This is a genomic window from Muribaculum sp. NM65_B17 (assembly GCF_004793735.1).
Lineage (GTDB): Bacteria > Bacteroidota > Bacteroidia > Bacteroidales > Muribaculaceae > Muribaculum > Muribaculum gordoncarteri.
The window spans coordinates 11,857-33,500 of record NZ_SRYY01000011.1 but is presented as its reverse complement, the minus strand read 5'-3'; the positions used below and the strand labels follow the sequence as shown (position 1 = coordinate 33,500).

Annotated in this window: 14 protein-coding genes and 1 pseudogene; 4 read left to right on the top strand and 11 right to left on the bottom strand. The window is 51.9% G+C overall.

What is annotated here, in order from left to right; genetic code table 11:
- Window positions 1-3 precede the first annotated feature (3 nt).
- From E5354_RS12445 to E5354_RS12430, 5 genes and pseudogenes are all read right to left on the bottom strand, one after another.
- Window positions 4-813 (bottom strand): KilA-N domain-containing protein, encoded by an 810-nt coding sequence (locus E5354_RS12445; RefSeq protein ID WP_135947666.1) that lies wholly within the window; start codon window positions 811-813, stop codon window positions 4-6.
- Between the two features lie 125 nt (window positions 814-938).
- Window positions 939-1,076, bottom strand: coding sequence for a hypothetical protein (locus E5354_RS14255; RefSeq protein WP_168353902.1), 138 nt, complete (start codon window positions 1,074-1,076; stop codon window positions 939-941).
- Window positions 1,073-1,501 carry a hypothetical protein gene (locus E5354_RS12440; protein WP_135947665.1) on the bottom strand — a complete coding sequence of 143 codons (429 nt, stop codon included), beginning with the start codon at window positions 1,499-1,501 and terminating at the stop codon, window positions 1,073-1,075. Before E5354_RS12440 ends, E5354_RS14255 begins: the two co-directional genes overlap by 4 nt.
- Before the next feature lie 128 nt (window positions 1,502-1,629).
- Window positions 1,630-1,737 (bottom strand): annotated as a pseudogene (locus E5354_RS12435) (KilA-N domain-containing protein); the annotation flags it as partial.
- 109 nt (window positions 1,738-1,846) lie between these two features.
- Complete coding sequence (locus E5354_RS12430) at window positions 1,847-4,192, bottom strand: amylo-alpha-1,6-glucosidase (protein WP_135947664.1); 2,346 nt, start codon at window positions 4,190-4,192, stop codon at window positions 1,847-1,849.
- A gap of 738 nt (window positions 4,193-4,930) precedes the next feature.
- On the opposite strand from E5354_RS12430, the gene E5354_RS12425 reads away from it, so the two are divergent.
- Genes E5354_RS12425 through E5354_RS12415 form a run of 3 tightly spaced genes read left to right on the top strand, consistent with a single transcriptional unit; the run spans window position 4,931 to window position 10,783 of the window.
- Window positions 4,931-6,271, top strand: a complete 1,341-nt coding sequence (locus tag E5354_RS12425) for an OmpP1/FadL family transporter (RefSeq protein WP_168353907.1) — start codon at window positions 4,931-4,933, stop codon at window positions 6,269-6,271.
- Window positions 6,272-6,324: 53 nt separating this feature from the next.
- Window positions 6,325-9,015, top strand: a complete 2,691-nt coding sequence (locus E5354_RS12420) for a calcium-translocating P-type ATPase, PMCA-type (protein ID WP_135947662.1) — start codon at window positions 6,325-6,327, stop codon at window positions 9,013-9,015.
- A gap of 31 nt (window positions 9,016-9,046) precedes the next feature.
- Window positions 9,047-10,783, top strand: a complete 1,737-nt coding sequence (locus tag E5354_RS12415; protein ID WP_135947661.1) for a bifunctional metallophosphatase/5'-nucleotidase — start codon at window positions 9,047-9,049, stop codon at window positions 10,781-10,783.
- Here E5354_RS12415 and E5354_RS12410 read toward each other — a convergent pair.
- Window positions 10,719-11,279, bottom strand: a complete 561-nt coding sequence (locus tag E5354_RS12410) for a hypothetical protein (protein WP_135947660.1) — start codon at window positions 11,277-11,279, stop codon at window positions 10,719-10,721. The genes E5354_RS12415 and E5354_RS12410 overlap by 65 nt on opposite strands.
- 209 nt (window positions 11,280-11,488) lie before the next feature.
- Here E5354_RS12410 and E5354_RS12405 point away from each other — a divergent pair, with 209 nt between their 5' ends.
- Window positions 11,489-12,913: an ATP-binding protein gene (locus tag E5354_RS12405; RefSeq protein WP_135947659.1), complete on the top strand. Its 1,425-nt coding sequence runs from the start codon at window positions 11,489-11,491 to the stop codon at window positions 12,911-12,913.
- Between the two features lie 83 nt (window positions 12,914-12,996).
- Here E5354_RS12405 and E5354_RS12400 read toward each other — a convergent pair whose 3' ends face one another.
- The 5 genes from E5354_RS12400 to E5354_RS12380 form a co-directional block, all read right to left on the bottom strand.
- Window positions 12,997-14,790, bottom strand: a complete 1,794-nt coding sequence (locus tag E5354_RS12400; protein WP_135947658.1) for a S41 family peptidase — start codon at window positions 14,788-14,790, stop codon at window positions 12,997-12,999.
- Between the two features lie 22 nt (window positions 14,791-14,812).
- A complete protein-coding gene (locus E5354_RS12395) occupies window positions 14,813-16,750 on the bottom strand; it encodes a hypothetical protein (RefSeq protein ID WP_135947657.1) in 1,938 nt (645 codons plus the stop codon).
- 45 nt (window positions 16,751-16,795) lie between these two features.
- A complete protein-coding gene (locus E5354_RS12390; protein WP_135947656.1) occupies window positions 16,796-16,978 on the bottom strand; it encodes a hypothetical protein in 183 nt (60 codons plus the stop codon).
- Between the two features lie 355 nt (window positions 16,979-17,333).
- Window positions 17,334-19,361, bottom strand: coding sequence for a DUF2264 domain-containing protein (locus E5354_RS12385; protein ID WP_135947655.1), 2,028 nt, complete (start codon window positions 19,359-19,361; stop codon window positions 17,334-17,336).
- A 96-nt stretch (window positions 19,362-19,457) separates the two neighbouring features.
- Window positions 19,458-21,467, bottom strand: a complete 2,010-nt coding sequence (locus tag E5354_RS12380) for a fructose-1,6-bisphosphatase (protein WP_135947654.1) — start codon at window positions 21,465-21,467, stop codon at window positions 19,458-19,460.
- Between the last annotated feature and the right edge of the window lie 177 nt (window positions 21,468-21,644).

The window sequence follows — 21,644 nt, the reverse complement described above, 5'->3', positions numbered from 1 at the left end:
CAATTATTTCAATAGTTTTCTATCGTTGTCGCTGCTTTCCAACACGCTCATCTGATGAATGGCTATTTGGTTCAGTTTTACAAGTCGCTCGCTCTGCGTCATGCCCTGCTCGATGAAAACCGCATTGAGGTTCTCCATATTTGACAGGCAGATAAGTTCGTTGATTGTGGCGTAATCGCGTATGTTGCCTTTGAGGTCGGGATTGGCTTCTCGCCATTGCTTTGCCGTTACACCAAACATCGCCACATTCAGCACATCGGCTTCATTGGCGTAGATGATACTTGCCTGTGCCGGAGTAACCTCCGCAGGGACAAGGTTCTGCTTTATGGCATCAGTGTGTATGCGGTAGTTGATTTTCGACAGCTCACGTTTCGCCGACCAACCCAACAACCGCTGTTCCTCCGTCTTCAACCGCTGAAATTCCTTGACGATGTAGAGTTCAAACTCAACAGAAATCCAGCTTGCGAACTTCAATGCAATATCTTTATGTGCATACGTTCCTCCATAACGCCCTGATTTAGCGATTATACCAATGGCATTTGTCGCATCCGTCCATTTCTTTGGTGAGAGCGTAAATGCGTTCAGCCCGGCCTGTCGTCTAAACCCCTCGAATTCGGTGGGTTTAAAATTCGGATTGTAAAGCTGTTCCCAAATTCCTAAATACTCTATTGTGTTGCGGTTTCGCAACCAGTTTGCAATCACGGCATTAGGTTCATCGCTTTTATGCCGTGCCAAATCGGTCAACGAAATATAATCATCCCCATTGACGGCGATAATTGTTATTTCGGTATTTTGAACTGTAATCTTTGCCATTGTTTCTGATATGGCGTATATGCCAATACGCAAAGCTACACATTTTCGCTGACATACAGCGTATTCCCTCGAAATTTCGTGCTTGTTTGCACTCTATCTTAAATCATAAAAACATCTATCAGCTATTAATATTTAGTCAAATATTCCATTACATCTGCAAGCACATTGCTGCCATTTGATGTTAATATACCGGGGAGTTTTACAGAAGCCACTGTAAGCCTGTATTCCTTATAATCGGTTATCTTCCCTACCTTCTTCATCATTTTATTTTTTCCAGTTTTATAACTTCATCTGATAGTTTGCCGTCCACACAACGCTGTACCTGCATAGATTCACCTTCGATTACGCCATAATATTCTATTGTGGACGAATTAGGAGATTCAGTCAAAGTTACGGAGTGTGTCAAGGGGGAGTAATTTACATATTTGGTAACCCGGTTAGCTGACACAAGTGTTTCGATTCCCGTTTCGACAGTACAACTTGTTCCATCTTCGGAAAATATAAATCCTAAAATTGCGGTATGTACTTTTTTCACACCCTCATTGGTAGTCGTAGAAACAACATGGCTACCATACCATTCAGTTTCGGCAATACTTGTCAAATTATCACCGTCATCACTGCATGCCGTTAAACCTGCCACGGCAAGGAATGCAATGAGCAGCATTCCGAGAAAGCTTTTATTATTCATTCTTTTTAAGTTTTAATTGTTCACTACTTAATAAATACCGAAAATGCAAAAAACATTGCATCGCGGACACAACTTTTTTATTTCGGGGCTCTATATCTTAGACAAAAGCTCATCAGACATTCCACGTGCTTTGCCGTTACACCAAACATCGCTACATTCAGCACATCGGCTTCATTGGCGTAGATTATACTTGCCTGTGCCTGAGTAACCTCCGCAGGGATAAGGTTCTGCTTTAGTTCTTTGATAAAATAAAACATCGCCATACACTCAAGGAGGTTGGCGATGTCGCAGAAGGTCGGTATTATTAGAGAATTGATAGAAGGCAAAGTGGAATCAGCCTACGATTTACTCAATGCTGGAGTAGTCGAGGGGCGGGTCGAAGTAGCGGCTGAGCGACGGGAGGTTCTCCTTCATTGAAGGCACTGCAAAGTGCGTGCCCTCGAAGTAGCGGTTCATGGCTTGTTGGCGTGCCGCTTTGGCCGGGTCGGGTGCTATGGCGATTTTGGATGTCGTCTTTCCGTCGCGGTCGGTTACGCTTGCTGTCAGTTCGCTATCTGTCACTTTCACACGCACTGTTGAGCCATCGGTCACGGCGAGGTCGAAGGTGGCAAAATCTTCGATGTCAAATTTCAGACGCGACGCTATGCCCGACAATCGGTATTCATAGATGCGGCAGTCGGCGGTGCGCTCGAAGGCTCCGAGGAGCGATCCGTTACCAATCAGCTCGCTGTAGCGCAATGTGTTCAGAGCCGAAGGTATGCGCGGTGCAAGCGTGATGCAGCCGTCGAGAAGGGCGGGGCGTATGCCCAGAAAACCCTGGTACCATACTCTGATTTGCTCGGCATTGCTCCATGCCTGGAGGAAAGTGCCGGAACGCCGTGCCCACTGCGCTCCCTTGCGGGGCCATGCGTCGGCGTTCTCCGACAGGCTTCCCACAGCGCCTTCATAGAGAGCCTGACGGTTCATGTTTTCAAAGAGTTGCCATGCAATGTCCTGCTGTCCGGCCTCTATCATGCGCTGCATGGCCATGCCGTTGTTCCACAGCCACACCGTGCCGTTATGGTAGGCATCGTCCTTGTGATAGTGATGCCAGTTCTCATGGTAGGGATGGAACTGAGGATCGTTTTGGTCGAGCGATGCCACACCCCACGGATATACGAGCCTCCGCCATGCATCGCGTGTCGCCTTCATAACAACTGCCGTGTCGGCCACCATGTCAAGGGCATAGAGCATATTGGGGCGGTACTGAAGGTCGGGTGTTCCGTCGGCATTGAGATGGTCGTAGACCAATGTGTCGGCCGTGTTGACAAACATGCGGTTGAACGTTGCTAAGAGCGAATCGGCGGCAAGGTCCCAACGGCGGCTCTCATCGTCATGTCCCATGATGCGAGCCATCTTGGCTCCGCTGCGCAACTGCTCATACCACAACGCCTGAATGTCGACGGCACGGTTGCCACGTGGCGAGCAAGGATACTTTCCCTGTCGTTTGGCATCCATCCATGTGTCGGCATCGGCATGAACGAGAAATCCGTCAGCATCGGTTCCATGTTCAATCACGCTGTTGATACTCAGTTCGATAGCCGGATAGATTGAGGCGAGGTATGTAGTGTCGCCGGTATATTGCATATATTCGTACACATCCGTTACAAAACGCGGCGTACCGTCGGCCGTATTGTAGATTATGCCTTCGAGGTTGGCACGGTTGGGAATGCGACCGAGAGTTTCCGATTCGGGATTTCGGTCCTGAAACTTTGCAAAATCGCTGAATATGCTTCGCGCCGTTTCCCACTGTCCGGTGCAAAAGACAGCCCCCGGCATTGAGATGAACATGTCGCGGCCCCAGTACTCGTTGAACCATGGCAAGCCGGCATAGATGCCGTTGCCCTGCTGGCAGGTGACAAGCTCGTCGGTGGTGAGGACAATCCAGGCCATGGCTTTGTCGAGCGTATCATTGTCCGAAGAGAGAGGGTTGGACTTCTCCACCAAGGCGTTCATACGGTCGATGCGCTCACGGAGCATTTTCTCGTGGTCGCGGCGGAAGAGTTCGGCAACCTGCGCGGCACTGCCGTCTTCCGTATATGAAATGATGAAGCCGCCGGCATCAGCAGGAGCCATCAGCCTGGTTCCGTTCCATCGACAGATTACATCTTTGAACGGCTGTAGGGTGATAACACCTCCGGCCGATTCTTTGGGCACGAATTCAACCCCTTCCGCTCCCTGTTTGCCGGCCGAAATAAGCCTTGGTGACAGCTCTATCCACACCGAATCGCCCTTCACATCCGATAGTTCAACATAGAGCAGCTCCACACGGTCAAACATATAGAAATTCTCGCGGGCCTTCGTATATACACGGTCAATTTTATAGGGATAGACCGTTACCTCGGCCTCGCGCCTTGACAGCGTGTCGCCGTCAACGCCCACGGTATAGTCGCTCAGCAGTCGTCGTTTAGCTATATTCCAGCCCGCGTGCCAGTCGTCCCAGTTGTCGGTGTGCGTCATGCCATACCAGAACGAGGCCTTTTTATCCGTAAAAGAATATTCGCGCTGGCTGTCGGCTGCCACCGCTATGCCCATGTCTTCAACATCAAGCCGGCTCAGGGTCCCATCTTGTCCGGGCAGCAGCGACGAGTTTGAACAAGCCCCCAAAAGAGCCGTGCATCCCGCAACTGCAAATAATTGTCCAAATTTCATCAAAGTAAGTATGTTGTTTTTGTAAAAATTTTTAGCATCTATAAAGATAATACAAATCCCGCAAAGAGTCCTCGTTGACAGGCATAAATCAGCATTTCAAAGCTCATTTTCCCATTTTTGTACCTTTATTGGTTTCAAGATTTGGCCAAAAAAACTTTACCATATTCGCAGGGATTGATACTGAGCATCTTCCTGATTCAATTTCACTGTTCACTTGTGGTGCGTTCATAAGTTGACCGTTTACGAAATTATTTCTAATTTTGCAACGGAATCCCCCGAGTGTCCCTGTCTTATGACAAACCTCGGGGTTTAGTTTTTAGTCGCTCCTAATCCGTGCGACTTTTCTTGTGTTTTTTTCATAGTGACGATGTTATAAAATATGCTGGCATGAAGGACAGCGTAATCGTTTTGCCGGAAGCATCGCCCTACTATTGGAGCATCGGGTTGGATACAATAGATACTAACATTATTGAACCCGATTTATATATAGGCAATTAGCTTCCCTCCACGAAGTTTCATTTACCCCTTATTTATCAACCGGCTCTGTCCTTAAACCATTCAGTGCTTTAAGTGGACAATAATTGATCTGTTTTGATCCAATTGTTCTGTTTTTCTGATAAAATGTTCAGTTTAGGACGATTAAATGGATTTAAATGTCTAACTTTGTCGGCTGTATTCGCATTGGATGCGAAATTTTATCTATTGACGATTAAAGTAAAAACAAAAAAGTTCAAGTTTATGAAGAAATTGATTTTGGCCTCGATGGCTCTGGCTGTTTCGCTTACAGTTATGGCCGAAGGCTATCAGGTCAACACCTTGAGTGCCCGTCAGGGCGGAATGGCCCACACCGGTGTTGCGCTCAAGCTTGGAGCCGAAAGTATGTATTTCAACCCTGCCGGAATGGCGTTCATGGATAAGTCGCTCGACTTGACTGCAAGTGTCAACGGTGTCGCTGCAACCGCCACAGCTACAATTGACGGTAAGGAATATGAAACCAACAATAAGGTGAGCACCCCCATGAATGTGGGCGCCGCGTTCAGCATCTACGATAATCTTAAGGCCGGAGTGAGCATGTACACTCCCTATGGAAGCAGCATCGACTGGAGTACCAACTGGCCCGGTGCAGTGCTGAATCAGTCGGTAAACCTCGCCACCTACACCATCCAGCCCACTGTGGCCTGGGAAATCGTGCCGGGACTATCGGTCGGTGCCGGACTCATGGTGTCGTGGGGAACGGTCGACCTTAACAAGGGACTTGTGTCGCCTTCCACTCTCGACCTTGTGCTCGGAGCATTGGGCAATGACTATCGCTTCGGCTCCACCACTCCCGCGTCGGTCAATCTCAAGGGAACGGCCAATATTGCTCTCGGATTCAATGTCGGTGCCATGTATGACATCAACGAGCAGTGGACGGTAGGCGTCAACTATCGCTCACGCATGACTATGAGAGTGAAGTCGGGCGATGCGGCGGTAACCTATGCCAACGATGTTGCCAGCGCTGTGCTGTCGTCGACTCTGAACGTGCTCAACGAAGCCAACTTCTCGGCCGAAATGCCTATGCCCTCGGTACTTACATTCGGTGTAAGCTACAAGCCCATTGAGGCGCTCACTCTCGCTTTCGATGCACAGTTCACAGGCTGGAGCACCTACAAGAGCCTTGAGATAGACTTCCTCAGCGATCAGCTCACCCCCTACAATCAGCATCTCACCAAGGATTACCGCAACTCGTGGGCTTTCCGCCTCGGCGCACAGTATGCCCTGACCAATCGCTTTGACATCCGTGCCGGATTCATTGTCGACACAACTCCTGTGAATATATCCTACTACAACCCCGAAACTCCGGGCATGACCAAGCTTGAGCCTACCTTGGGACTGTCGTTCCGTCCTATCAAGAACGTGTCGATCGACCTGTCGATGCTCTATGTGGCCGGCCTTGGCAAGGATAACGCTTCATGCCCGTACACCGACCTGCTTGCTGCGAGCATGCCCAATCTCGGATTACCAGTAAACAAGACCTTTACCGCCGATTACAAGGTTCACGCATTTGTGCCTTCGATCGGTGTTGCCTATAACTTCTAACTTTATCATCGGATTAGTTGTTGATATAAAAAAATTAAATTCAGGTAATATCTATGTCACAATCTCGTCATTACGATGGCTTGACCGATGCTCAGGTTCTGGAAAGCAGGCGTGAGCATGGTGTAAATGTACTTACTCCGCCCAAAAAGAGATCGATGTTCATGCGATTTCTCGAGAAATTCAAGGACCCGTTGATAATAATCCTTCTTGTTGCCGGTGCGCTCTCGATAGGCATTGCGTGCTATGAGTATTACGCATTGCCCGATACCGGCGCTACGGTGTTCTTTGAGCCGCTTGGCATTTTCATCGCCATATTCCTTGCCACGGGGCTTGCCTTCTACTTTGAGGCAAGGGCCGACAAGGAGTTTGCCATCCTCAACCAGGTGAATGACGATGAGCCTGTCCAGGTGATTCGCAACGGCAACACTACTCAGGTTCCCAAGAAGGACATCGTCGTTGGCGACACAGTTATCATTACCACCGGTGAGGAGATTCCCGCCGACGGACAGTTGATCGAGGCTGCTTCGCTCCAGGTCGACGAGTCGTCGCTGACGGGTGAGCCCGTGTGCGCCAAGTCGACCGACCCGGCTCTCTTTGACAAGGATGCCACTTTCCCCACCGATTGGGTGATGCGTGGCACTAAGGTCATGGAAGGTCATGGAATTTATGAGGTCAAGGCCGTGGGCGACCACACCGAGAACGGAAAAGTGTTTGAGGCTGCGCAAATCGACGACAGCGTAAAGACCCCGCTCAATGAGCAGCTTGACAGGCTCGGCACTCTCATAACGCGAGTAAGCCTCGGCATCGCCGCCTTGATTATCATTGGACGGTTGTCGCTCTTCTTCATCAACATGGTGGAGTTTGACTGGCTCAGATTTGTCACATTCTTCCTGCAGACGATAATGATTGCCGTAACATTGCTCGTGGTGTCGATTCCCGAAGGATTGCCCATGGCTGTGACGCTGAGCCTTGCCTACAGCATGAGGCGAATGTTGAAGACCAACAACCTCGTGCGCAAGATGCACGCCTGCGAAACGATGGGCGCAACCACCGTGGTATGTACCGACAAGACCGGCACGCTGACCGAAAACCAGATGCGCATATACCGCACCGACTTTTTCGGACTGCCTGAACAGCGGCTCGACGACAGCGTGATGAGCCGCCTCGTGGAGGAGGGAATAGCCGTTAACTCGACGGCGCTGCTCGACCTCTCCAATCCCGATAAGCCGTCGGTGCTTGGCAATCCCACCGAGGGTGCGCTGATTCTGTGGCTCCGCAACAACGGAGTCGACTACAGGACGCTGCGCGAGGGCGTGGAGCGCGTCGATGAGATACCCTTTACCACCGAGCGCAAATACATGGCCTCGGAGGTGAAGTCGGGTGTGCTTCCGGGAAAGACGATCCTATATGTCAAGGGTGCTCCCGAAATTGTCTACTCGCTCTGTCGCAACACCGAGGGGGGTGTCGACAAGGCGGCGATCGACAATCTGCTGCTTGGTTATCAGAATCAGGCCATGCGTACTCTCGGATTCGCTTACCAGATTGTCGAGCCCGGTCAGGAAGCCATCGCCGACGGAAATCTTGTGGCCGACAATCTCACCTTTATGGGTGTTGTTGCCATATCCGACCCCGTGCGCGCCGATGTGCCCGATGCCGTTCAGGAGTGCCTTGACGCAGGTATCGCCATCAAGATAGTGACCGGCGACACCCCCAATACGGCCAAGGAAATCGCCCGCCAGATAGGATTGTGGAAAGAGGGCGACGGCGACCGCAACATAATCACCGGACCCGAATTTGCCGCGCTCGACGATAAGACGCTATATGATCGCGTAAAGGATCTTAAGGTTATATCGCGCGCCCGCCCGCTCGACAAGAAGCGACTTGTCGAAACGTTGCAGAAGCGCAACGAGGTGGTGGCTGTGACCGGCGACGGAACCAACGACGCTCCGGCCCTAAAGGCCGCGCAGGTGGGACTGTCGATGGGCGACGGCACCTCGGTGGCCAAGGAGGCCAGCGACATAACAATTGTCGACAACTCCTTTGCAAGCATCGGAAGGGCCGTGATGTGGGGTCGCTCGCTTTACCACAACATACAGCGTTTCATCCTGTTCCAGATGACGGTAAATGTCGTGGCCTGCCTCATTGTGCTGTGTGGAGCGTTCATGGGCACCGAGTCGCCGCTTACCGTGACTCAGATGCTTTGGGTCAACCTGATTATGGACACCTTTGCCGCCATGGCTCTTGCATCGTTGCCGCCGTCGGAGCGTGTCATGAAGGACAAGCCCCGCGACCGCAATGCCTTCATCATAAACCGGCCGATGCGCTACGACATAATCGGTATGGGCGGATTGTTCTTCGTCCTGCTGCTTGGGCTTCTCTACATATTCCATCATGCCGATATCACTTGCCTCACCGACCTCCTGTCGCTGCATCTCGACCCCTCTTCATCGGAGATGACTCCCTACGAGCTGAGCCTCTTCTTCACCATCTTCGTGTTCCTTCAGTTCTGGAACATGTTCAACGCGAGGGCTTTCGAGAGCCACGGTTCGGCATTCAACCTCAAGGGCTGTTCCGAGTTTGATTTCATAGCGTTGGTTATTCTCGTCGGACAGATTCTTATCGTCACTTTCGGCGGCGAGATGTTCAATGTGACTCCGCTCAAGATTGTCGACTGGGTGATAATAATCGCCGTTACATCACTTGTACTCTGGGTGGGCGAGCTGTTCAGGCTGTTCAAGAAATAACCCCGTAATGCACATAAATTGTTATTTAACTATGAAACGAATACTGACCCTTTTCTCCGCCTTGACGGCTGTTATGGGGCTATCTCTTAACGCATCCTCCATGACTACTATAAAACTGCTTCAGACAAGCGACATACACGGAAACTTCTTCCCCTATAACTTCATAACCCGACAACCTTCGGCAGGAAGTCTTGCGCGTGTCTACGGAGCCGTAAAAGAGGCGCGGCAGCGCTATGGCGACAATGTGATTCTGCTCGACAACGGCGACATTCTCCAGGGGCAGCCCACTGTGTACTACTACAACTTTGTCGACACGGTGACTCCCCACGTGGCTTCGCGAATGATGAACTTCATGCGCTACGATGCAGGCAATGTAGGCAACCACGATGTGGAAACCGGACGCAAAGTGCTTGAGCGCTGGAGCCGACAGTGCGACATGCCCGTATTGGGTGCCAATATCATCGACACTGCCACGGGCGAGCCGGCATTCACTCCCTATAAGGTTGTGGAGCACGACGGGGTGAAGGTGGCTATTCTCGGACTGCTTACTCCGGCCATACCCGCATGGCTGCCCGAAGTGCTGTGGAAGGGGCTGCGGTTTGACGACATGGAGGCCACTGCCCGCAAGTGGATTCCGATAATCAAGGAGCGCGAGAATCCCGATGTGATAGTGGGTGTGTTCCATGCCGGACAGCGCGGCAACACTTTGGTGAGATATCGCGAAAATCCTTCGCTTGAGATAGCCGAGCGCGTGCCGGGATTTGATGTAGTGCTTATGGGGCATGACCATCGTCGCGAAAACAAGAAGGTGGTGAATGTCGAGGGCGATACGGTGCTGGTGATGAATCCGGCCAACAACGGTGTCGTGCTTACCGACATAACGATGACCTTCAAGCGTGATGACGACGGACGAATAATCGACAAGCACATCGACGGAGAACTTCGTCACATGTCGGACTATGAGCCCGATGCCGATTTCATGGCAGAGTTTGCTCCCGACATGGCTGTCATCAAGGAGTATGTCGACACACCTATCGGCGAGTTCACAAGCAGCATCACCACGCGCGACGCCTACTTCGGCCCGTCGGAGTTTGTCGATCTCATTCATGAGCTTCAGCTTGGAATAACGGGAGCCGACATCTCGTTTGCCGCTCCGCTCTCCTACGATGCCACCATCGATGCCGGCCCTATAACTGTGAGCGACATGTTCAATCTCTACAAGTATGAAAATATGCTCTATGTCATGGAGCTTACCGGACAAGAGGTCAAGGATTACCTTGAAGAGGCCTACTCGCTGTGGTGCAACACTATGACTTCGGCATCCGACCATCTGCTTCTTTTTAAGGAGGAGCCTACCGAGGGCGATGAGAGCCGCTCTACGCTTAAGAACCCGAGCTATAACTTTGACTCGGCGGCGGGTATCATCTATGAGGTGGATGTGAGAAAGCCCAAGGGCGAGAAGGTTACGATAAAGAGCATGGCCGACGGCAAGGAGTTTGACCCCGCCCGCACCTATCGCGTGGCACTGAACTCCTATCGCGGAAACGGCGGCGGTGAATTGCTTACAAAGGGTGCCGGCATCCCTCACGACAAGTTGACCGAGCGCATCGTGTTTGCTACCGACCTTGACCTGCGCCACTACCTCACCGACTACATAAAGAAGCAGGGCAAAGTGAATCCGCGCAAGCTCAACCAGTGGCGTTTCATTCCCGAAGAGTGGACCCGCGAGGCGGCCAAGCGCGATTATAAGATTCTCTTTCCGCGATGACTTCATAGTTAAGATCATTTGTTCCCAAGATATTTTGAAGGCGATGATATGCGCTGTTTACGGGAGCCGGGGCTGTAGCGCCTCGGCTCTCCTGCTTTGAGGGGCTGGGTTGCGGCGGCCTGGCGGGAGCTTCGGGTGGCTTAACTGTTGTCTCGGGCTGTGTCTTTTCCTCGGGCTTTTTAGGCTGAGCGGGCTGTTGTGATTCGACCGGTGCTGCAAGTCGGGCGGCCTTCTTGATTTCGCGTGACTTGCGCTGACGGTTGCGGGCTATGCGGCGACGCTTGATTGTGGGGTAGATGAGCATGAACAGCGAGCGCACAAGGTCATCCTTTATAGTGCCTATCAAATCGCTGTGGTTGTGATTCTGATAGTAGTCAAGCCAATAATAAATCTCACTGTGATAGCACACAGGAATCTGATTGATGGCATCGATCCAAAGCTGGTCAAATTTCAGCTTATAGACCCTCTCCTTTTTCTTGGTTTCATTGTTTTCCATAATACTTACCTTTTTGTGCAAAAGTAATACACCCGACATCCCGATTTCACCCCATAATGTCGCGAAGCGTAATTTTTTCTTGAAATAGGATGTTGCAATGGGCGGTAATGTGAACATTATAGGGGTGTCGGTTGTCATTATTTCAGATGATGTGAATGCGGTCGGAGTGACATTAGGTTGTCCATCTTTGACTGTTTTGAGTAATATTAATGGCAAATAATAATATTTTACGACTTCATAGGAAGCTTTTCTTCCCGCTTGTGGGGTTGTTATGGCTTATCATAGGCATAACAATCACATACTTTGTCATACATGAGAAGCAGCGCTTGAAGTACAATCTTGAGAATCGCCTGGTGAATGTGAACAACACGGTGATCGAGGCTTACGAGAAAGGTGCCGATATGCAGAAGACGGTCGATTTCATTCAGCTCTTTACCGGAAACACCACGCTCGACCCGCTGCGCATCACGGTTTACGACAATAAGGGCGTGATGATTGCCGACAGCCACGAGGCCCCGATTTCGGTATATGATGCTGCCGGAAATATGCTGCCTGAATTTAAGCGGCTTGGCGGTGGCGGCGCTAATGCGTCGGTAAGCGATTTGTCGATCGATGGCAACAAGCTAATGGTCAGCACAAAAAGGAGTGCTGACGGGCTGGTGAGTTCGTTTGCGGCATTGCCTTATAAGGGGGAGGTTATCGACTTCCTCAGCATCGACCCTATGGTGTGGATAGTGGTGATAATACTTGGTATATTGTCGTCGGCGTTGGCCTACTGGGGAGTCAGAGTTGTGTGCAAGAATGTCTATGCGCTTCGCAACCTTGCGCAGGCCATCTCCACCGACCAACTTCCCGATGACGCTGACACATGGGAGTTCTCCGATGACGAACTCGGCGATGTTTCCCGCAAGCTCTTGACCTTATACCGCGATAAGATTCATGCCGAACGTGAAAAGATGCACCATGAGCGACAGATAGGGATGAATGTCAGCCATGAGTTGAACACTCCCGTGGGAATCATCAAGGGGTACCTTGACACGGTGTTGGCCGATGACAATATGCCTGATGCATTGAAGCGTAAGTTTCTTGTGCGAGCCCAACAGAATACCGACCGTCTGGCCAATCTGGTGAGTGATGTGAGTATGGTCATGCGCCTGCAGGAGGGCGGTGCAATAGATTACGGCATTATCAATTTCCGTGACATGACGGCTCAGATTGCCGAGGATATAGCTCAAGGCCATATAGCCGACAATATGACCTTCATCTGCGACATTCCCGAGGATTGCCTTATAAAAGGTCATGAATCGTTGCTTACCAACGCATTGTTTAACCTGATTTACAATGCCGCGCAATATTCGGGCGGAACGCGTATATCGCTGTTATGGAAGGGCGAGAACGACGGAATGCATCGGTTTGAGTTTGCCGACAATGGATGCGGAGTCGACGATGAGCATCTTGACCGTCTGTTTGACCTGTTTTATCGTGTCGACACGGGACGCGCCCGCAAAAATGGAGGAGCGGGGCTCGGATTGCCCCTCGTCCACCGAATCATCACCGCAATGGGCGGCGACATCACAGTAGAGAACGCTCCCGGCGGAGGCCTCGGATTCACCTTCACGCTCCCTGCCGCATAATTGTCCTTGCGCAGATTAGATTCAATAGAAAAGGCGTCGCGATTGCGACGCCTTTCCGTTATTTATTGATTGTGAACTCGGGTTTACATTGCCTTTACAATTGTGCGAGATCCTCCCATGTTGCGGGTGAATTGTGATTTCATTTCATTTGTCGGCTTGAGTACGTATATGCCTGTTGATGCACGTGAGCCGGTTGATTCAAACGATGGCTTGTTGCCGGTAGCAGCCCATGTCAGAGCGATTCCCGAGAGTTGATCTTCCATTGTTCCGAAATCGCCCGGGTAGATGTTTGTGTCATCATATTCAAAGTCGGGCTTGAATCCTTCGGCGTAGTCACGGAAACCTTTGGCATTCTCACAATAGAATGTAATTGGATAAAGCGTAAACGTATAGTTGCCTGCGCGTTTCTGCCATCCTTCCATTCCGCAGTTCTTTCCTTGGGTGGTAGTGCCGACGAGTCGTACATCGATGTCAAGACCGCGCAAACCGTTTATGAGCAGTTCGCTGGCTGATGCAGTAATCCGGGTTCCGATCACATATACGCGTTTGAGATCGAGCGAGCTGTCGATTGCCTGAGATATCTTATCGTAGCCGTTTGCTGTTTCGGGGTTTGCGGCTTCTCCAATGTTGTAGACACCCACTTCGCCGGCTGCTGTTCGGGCCGAATTGTAGGTTGTGCGCAGATAGGCCTGTCCCTGGTGGGATTGACCTGCTACAAGAGTACCAAGTACGGTGCTTGACAATACGTGGCCGCCGTTGTTGTAGCGAAGGTCGATTACAAGCTCTTCAACGCCTTCGGCTTTGAACTGGTTGAATACTTGAAGCAACTGAGAGTCGTAGTCCATGTGGAAGTTCATGTAGAGCAGATAGCCTATTTTTTTGCCGTTGGCAGCGGTTACGACTGTCGATTTGTAGATGGCCGGATCAATATAGGATGATTTGGCGATCATAACCGAGGGGACGCGGTTGGTGATTGTGGCTACGCCGTTGTTGAACTTAACGGAGTTGAGATCGACGGTCACGTTGCCGTTGAGCAGCGAGTTGCCGAGCTGACTATAGTTGTTCTGAGTCACCGGGATGTTGTTGACCTTGGTGATGAAGTCGCCACGATGCACGCCGGCTTCTTCGGCAGCGGTTCCCGGAGTGACGAACATCACGGTGAAACCGCAGGGGTCATCATCGTTGGGCCCGAGTATGGTGGCCTGAATAGCAAGACCGGCATCGTTGTAAGATTCACCTGTGGCACGCGAAAGTGGCGCGTTGCTCTGGATATTGGAGTAGTAGCTTACACGCTCGCCGTTGTCCCATAGACCGTCATCGTGGTTTGCATCATCGTTCTCAGCAACACCGTCAAGGATTTGAGCGAGGAACAGGTCGTAGTCTAAGCTGTGGTCGAGGATTATGTCGGGAATGTTCTCGTTCCAGAGATAATAGTCCGACATAATGTCGAGTGTCCACTGATTGATGTCGCGGAAGCGGCCTTCGCCCTTTTCAACCACGCCTTCACCCTGGCGTATAATCAGCACACAAGGTTCGGCATATCCGTCGATCTGAACGCTGACTTCGGCTGAGCGTCCGAGCTTGCCGTCATTTGGCTCGACTTTCATGCGAAGCGAGCTTTTTCCCTGATATCCGGAAGGTGTGAGCACCTCACACCATTCTTCATTGCTTAATGCCGTCCATGATGCGGGCGCTTCGAATTCGTAGATCAGAGTCTGACCTTTGAGATCGGCATCGTTTACGGCCGACCATTGTGCAGTTTCTATGCCGGTGCCGGGTAGTATGGGGTCGTCGTCATCACAGGCAGTGAAGCAGAATCCCATAGTGACGATTGCTGCCGACAGGAGTATTGTTTTGAAATATTTATGGTTAGTCATATTTTTTTATTCAAATTGGGTGTTATTTTTTCATGAGGTCAGCGGCTCTTTGGCGGCTTTCTTTCACCGAGCGGTCAAACGAATTGATTACTACCGTTTTGGGAGCTTTGACAGCGCCGCGGTGCAGATAGGCCGAAGTGGATGTGTCGCGTGTCAGCACAAGTTCTGAATAGCAGCGGAACTGTATGTCGTTGAACCACCATGACGATGCTGCCGTACACATTGTGGGATAGTAATAGGCCGGAATGTTTGCGTTGTAATATCCCTTGACTGTCACGGTGTTGCCATCGGCCGATACTTCAATAGGGAAGTCGTACAGGTTGTCGATGTCGCGTCCGTCCGACGGGCGGATACCTACAGCCCAGAAGTAAGAGTTGTCATCGGTTCCGAAGTTACCCATGGTCCAGCTGAGATTGTCGGGCTTGGGAACTACGATGCCGTCTTCGCGGAATTCGATAAACCATTTCGGGCCGTAGAGATCAGCGGCTTCTTCGGCAGTATTGCCGGCTGCTATCATGTCGGACAGTGATGTGTAGGGGAACTGGCTTTCAGGGCCGAATCCGAGTGCTACAAGACGGTTGGCAAGAGCGTATTCAGCCGTGGTGGCATCATCTACACCGGTTGTTATAGTTACGGGGAATGTCACTGTGTTGCCGTTGACATCGGTTGTCGATGCGGTGTAGCGTCCTGGCATGTTGTTTCGAGTTTCACCTCCGATCTGGGGCAGCATGTCGGTTGTGAATGTGACATATTCAGCGGTGCTTACGTATTCATCGTTGATAGCATATACGCCGAAAATGTATTGAGTATTGGCGCTGAGGTCGGATGTTTCAAAGGTTATGCCTTCCGATGTCAGCATTTCGGCAAGCTGTTCTTCCGATGCCGTTATTCCGTTGTTTTGTATTACGGCCGATATTTCGGCTCCGTTTGCGAGCACTTCGTCAATCTGGCTCTTGAGGAAGTATCCGTAGACTGCTGAAACGGCATTCTGTATCTTGACATTATATGCCGCCGATTTCCAGGGGGCGGTGACCTCTTCAGGCTTTGCCTCGATGGCAATCTGAGGCTTCGGCCCGATGGGTTCACCTGTGCGGAAGTCGATGTATTTCACACATTCATGACGTTCGCTGTCAAAACCTACAATGCCTACGACATAGTCGGTGTTGGGCACCAGACCTGTCGGATTGAGAACTACATTGCCGGTTTGTGCACGGGGTACTGGATTGGTTGAGTCGTCCCAGTGGCCTATGACAACTGAACGCACCTGTGCTTCACCCTCGCGGCGCCAGTAATCGAATTCGCTTTTTTTGTCAACGAACACTCGATAGTCGGTGATTTCAGGATCGGGGGTCAGGCTTATCGTGGCTGTTGTGGATGTGGATTCGATTGACACTTTAATGTCGTAGGGGCACAGTCCGGCAGGACGTGTGCTGAATTCAATGACCTGGAACTGTTCCGGATCGATGTTTCCGTCTTCCAACGGAACGCCTACCATGAGAATGAACTCGGTGCCGGAGTGGATGTGGATATCCTCACTGAAGCCGTATTCGGCAAATTTGTCATGTTCGATATCGGTGGATTCGCTTAGAGGATGTCCGAATACTTTCAGATATGTTTCATAAGTCACGGTGCCAAACATGGCAAGAATGCTCTTTATCGCTTCGTAGTCGGTTTTTTTGATTACAACATGTTTCATCGATGTGACTCCTTCCGGAAATTCGACATGATATTTGAAGTCGGTTTTTCCGATACGTTCGAGTGTCACAAGGTCAGTATAAGGAAGGTCGGTGTTGAGGTCGATTTTCTTCACTTCGCTATATACATAGGGGTTGATGCGACGCACAGCTACGTAGATGTCAAATTTCTTTCCGCCTTCAACATCGAGAGTGGTGACTTCAGCCACTCCTTTTTCAAACTGGCCTATGGTGCCGTCGGTGAAGAGCTCTTCGGCAGTGGGCATGTACGATTCATTCGGCTCGGCTACGATATAGGCGTAATCGGCAGCTTAAGCTGATGAAATTGAGAAGTCGGCTTGTGTGCGCTGAACTTCGCTGACAGTGATGTTGAACGTGGGAGGTTCCATGTTCGGAGCAATCACTTTGTCGTCGTCATCGCTACATGACGCTACAGCAGCCGACAGGCCTGCAGCAGTCACAAGCAACGCGAAACGGGATAAAAATTTCTGCATGACTTGAATAAATGATTGGTTGGTAATGGGTTTGTATATTCGGATTGCGAAGTTATATATTTTTTGATAAAAAAGCAACAATCTGCGGTGCGTTTTGATGAAAGGCTTTCAATTTGCACAGACTCTCTAAAATGATGCGGCAAAAGGATACACGGGACTGACGCGTATCAGCGTCATTGCGCGGGCCTAACGTTATTAGCTGCTCTGCAGCTTTGGCGCTAACGCGGGGATTTGTGGGTGCATGGAGTGCAACCCGCAAGGGGTTGTGGGGCGTTGTGGCGGGTCTATCCGCGGGTGACGCTTCGCTCACCCGCGGTTAAATACATGATATGCCTGGCGGCATATACGGGGGATGTTAGTTGAAGTTGATGGTTTTGGTGCGGCCGTCGGCGAGCTTTACGGTGACCTGCTTGCGGTCTTTGGATATTTTTACCGATTTTACAGGACGCAGCTCTTTGTCGGTGAACGCGCTGTCGCTCTTCTTCCACAGGTGCAGGGTGACGAATATGTCGCTGTCGCTGACATCGGCTTCAGTCACGGGCACCGCGCAGATTGAGCTGACGGGGTGCAGACCCTTGGGACGCTGAACCTTAACGCCGTTCTTCCACCCTTCAAGGGCAACGGTTGCGAGCTGATAGTCGCCGTTGTCGATGATGCTGGCCGTGTAGCCCTTGTCGAGCGTGCGAGTCATCGCCTTTATGTCGCCGTCGAGCTGAGGCAGCGAGTAGTTGCCGAGGCGCACTTGGGTGGGACTGCCTGTCGACACCTTGTCGATGCGCAGGATGCCGTCGGGGAGCGATATGTCGGCAAGCTGATAGCGCACTGTCGTGTCGGTTTCAAGCACCGCGTCACGGCGGTACACATCGTCGTCGAAGCTGTGGAACGTGTAGAGCCTCAGCACTTCCCAGCGGTTGTCGCGGTTTTTGGTGGCATAGTTCATCGACACCTCGCCGTTGTCGCCGTCGGCCATCCATGGAAATTCGGTGTTATAGGCAAGCTTGTTGTAGTTCTCGGAGCTGCGGAACTTCTGCCAGTCGGCTGCTACCGTTTCATGGCACCATGAGCGCATTTCCGATGCTCCCGAGTTGGGATAGTCGGTTATGAGCAGATTGGTAGCCGGCTGGAACTTGTGGTAGACCTTTCCGGGAAGCAGGTCGCTTTCCCACGGGCCGTTGTTTTCCACTGCCGACCAGTACTCCGAATCCTCGGGGAGCAGCAGGCCGAGGAATGCCTTGCCACACCAGTAGACGCTGCCTCGGCATGAGTATATCTGCACCGCCGGGGCAAAGGGGCCGTAGAAGCCCATCGTAGGCACTCCGTTTTCAAGGAACTCGGGGTGTTGCATGAACTGCAGCAGTGTCGACGATGCTATGCGTCGCAGCCATCCGTAGTTGACACCTTCGTGCTTGCCGTATTCGATCAGCGGCAGCGGGGTCACGGCGGCAAAACGGTAGCAGATGCTGCGTCCCCACATGTTCATGTGTCCGTCGCGGTTGAACATATAGGGATAGTTGTCGATCATGTCGCCTTGGTTGGCGAGGAATTGACGGGCCAGTTCGGGGTATTGCTTGTCGCCCCACATCACAGCCCACAGCGGGCCGTAGCTCTGATAGGCCCACATGCTGTAGTAGTCGTAGGCTGGAGCGTCGTTGTACCATCCCTCGCCACGGTATCGGGCAAGGAGCTTTTCAAGAAAATCCTTTAGCTGGGTTTCGTTCACCTCATATCCGTGCTCCTTCATGAAACTCATGATGAACACGTTGAAAAACATCCAGTTGGAGCCAATCGACGGGCCGTTGCCGTAGCTCAGCATCGTGGCTGCCAGGTCGTCCTTCTGCTTTTGGGTCAGGGCATCCCACAGCACCTCCTCGGCGGCTTTCATGGATATGGCGAGCGAGCCGAGCTCAAGCAGTGTCTGGCTCGGGCCGCCGGTGCGGTGAGGGATGTAGTGCTTGCTCGTGGAGTCGGAGAGGCTCACGAGCTGATGGCGGTAGTAGTCGGCCACGCGTATGCCGTTGAGAGTGAGGTCGGGATTCTCCTTGAGCAGCGGAGCGGCCACAAAGAGTGTTCGCGCCAGTCCTTCAAGCTTGGCTGTGCGGGTGTCGTTGTCGTTGTTGGGATAGGTCTTCTGGAGCTGCTTGGGGAAGTACATAGGGTCGTCGGGGGTGTGGATGTAGCCGAATGCTCCGTTGAGCAGATATTCGGCTGCTTTCAGCCAGTGCGCCCTCGTCATTCCGCTATAGGGGCTTTTCTGATAGTCGGGATTTTGCAATACAAAGGTGTTTTCGGTGTCGGGTCGTGTTTGCCCGGCCTTGTCGGCTGCCGATGTCGCAATGGGAAACAATGAGAGGCAGGCCAACACAAAAGTCAGTCCTAATTTCATGATAGATGCACTTTTTCCATTTATGTGATACTTGGGGAGCCTGAAAAATCAGGTTTCGTCACAAATTTAATACTATTCCGCGTAACTCACAACTCCTCAGCCGAGTTTCTTGGCACGCTCCTTTATGATTCCGTGGCGATAGGCATAGAGGAGCTCGGTCAGCTCGTGTATCTGTCCCAGCAGCTCCTTTCCCTTGTCGGTATCGCGCACTCTCATGCGCTGTGAGCTAAGCTCGACAATCTGGGTTGAGCTTACGATGTCGGTTCCGTTCTTGATGGCCTCCTCGGCCGATGTGAAGGGCTCGTGCTGCACAAGCTGGAACCCGCGGCTGTGATAGACGAGCGTGTAGCCCGCGATTCCGGTGGTGTTGTGGTAGGCTTTGGCAAATCCGCCGTCGATCACCATCAGTTTGCCGTTGGCGCGTATCGGGGTTTCTCCTTTGTTGGTGCGCACGGGCACATGTCCGTTTATTATGTGGCGGTGCTGTCCCGTCACTCCGAATGCATCGAGAATCCTGTCGCACACCTCCTCGTTGTCGCGCAGTGTGTAGTAATAGCCCTTCTCCTCCTTGTGGGTCGACTTGTCGGTGAGGAAGTAGCGTTCAAATGTAGCCATTTTCGACTTGTCGAACAGCGGCGATTCCTGACCGCACCACAGATACCAGTAGTAGTCGATGGCGAAGTCCTTCTCGTCGGCCGGGGTGTCGTCGTTGTAGGCCGAGCGCATCATCATGCCTATGCGGTGAAAGAGTTCGCGGCCCTTGTAACGCTGTCCGCGCAGGTCGACTTCCTTGAGCGAGCCGTCGGCGTTGAGCGGCATCGATGCGTGGAAGAGCAGGTTGGAGTTGTAGATGCCATACATGCACCCGTTGGTAAAGAGGCACTGCACATGCTTCTTGAGCTTGTCGCTCACCTTGAAGGAGTGGTGCAGCTTCGCTACAAGTTCCTCTTCCTCGGGAGTGAGGCGGTAGGGGTCGGCCGGGTCGACAGTGGGGAAGTTGATGTCGCGCATCTCATAGTCCTTGCCGTCGAGGGTAAACACTTTGCGGTCGAAGTCGATGTGCTCGAGCAGCTTGCGGTCGGCCATGTTCCACTCGGGACGCTTGTCGATGAGCGCGGCTTCGAGCTTGAACTGTATTATGCTGATTGCCTTGTGCATCTGGGCGATGAGGCGTCGGGTCTTTTCGTTGTGGGTGGTGTCGTCGGTGTCGAGATGCGGGCCGAAGAAGTCGCAGGGGTCGTCGCCGTAGGTTTCCATGGCGAATGTGGCAAGCGGCACGAGGTTGATGCCGTAGCCGTCCTCGAGCGTGGCGAGATTGCCGTAACGCAGCGAGAGTCGCAGCACATTGGCTATGCAGCAGTCGTTGCCGGCAGCCGCGCCCATCCACAGTGCGTCGTGGTTGCCCCACTGGATGTCAAACTGCCCGTAGTCGCACAGCGTGTCCATGATTATGTGTGCGCCGGGGCCTCGGTCAAATATGTCGCCGAGTATGTGCAGCTGGTCGATGCTTAACCGCTGGATTACGTTGCACAGCGCCGCAATGAATGCGTCGGCCTGTCCGGTGGTGATGATGGTTTCGATGATGCGGTTGAAGTAGGGCTGCTTGTTGTCGTCGGACGATGACTCGTGAAGCAGCTCCTCGATGATGTAGGCAAATTCTCGCGGCAGTGCCTTGCGCACCTTTGAGCGGGTGTACTTCGATGAAACGCTTTGACACACCTTGATGAGCTGGTGCAGAGTTATGTTGTAGAAGTCGTCGAGGTCGTTTTCCGATGCTTTTATGTATTCAAGTTTGCGCTCGGGATAGTATATGAGCGTGCAAAGTTCCCTGATTTCCTGCTCGCGCATGGTTGTGCCGAATATCTCGGTGACCTTGCGCTTGATGTTGCCCGAGGCGTTTTTGAGGATGTGACGGAATGCCTCATGCTCGCCGTGGAGGTCGGCCACGAAGTGTTCGGTACCTTTGGGGAGGTTGAGAATAGCTTCAAGATTGATTATCTCGGTGCTTGCCGAGCTGACATCGTTGAAAGTTTGTGACAGGAGTTCGAGTACTCGACGGTCATTCTCGATTGTAACGGGCGTTATGGGGGTGTTTGGAGCTGACATGGTGTAAATGGTTCATGAAGTAAGACAAATTTACTGAATAAAAAGTTTATCGGCAAGCACCGGAGTTGATTTTTTGCTGGTGGAGTTCACCCTGCGCTGCGCGGGGCGAAAGCGTGGGGATTTGCGGACGGTGGGGTGCAACCGGGGGGATGGGAAAATGGGGGGATTTTTTCGTGG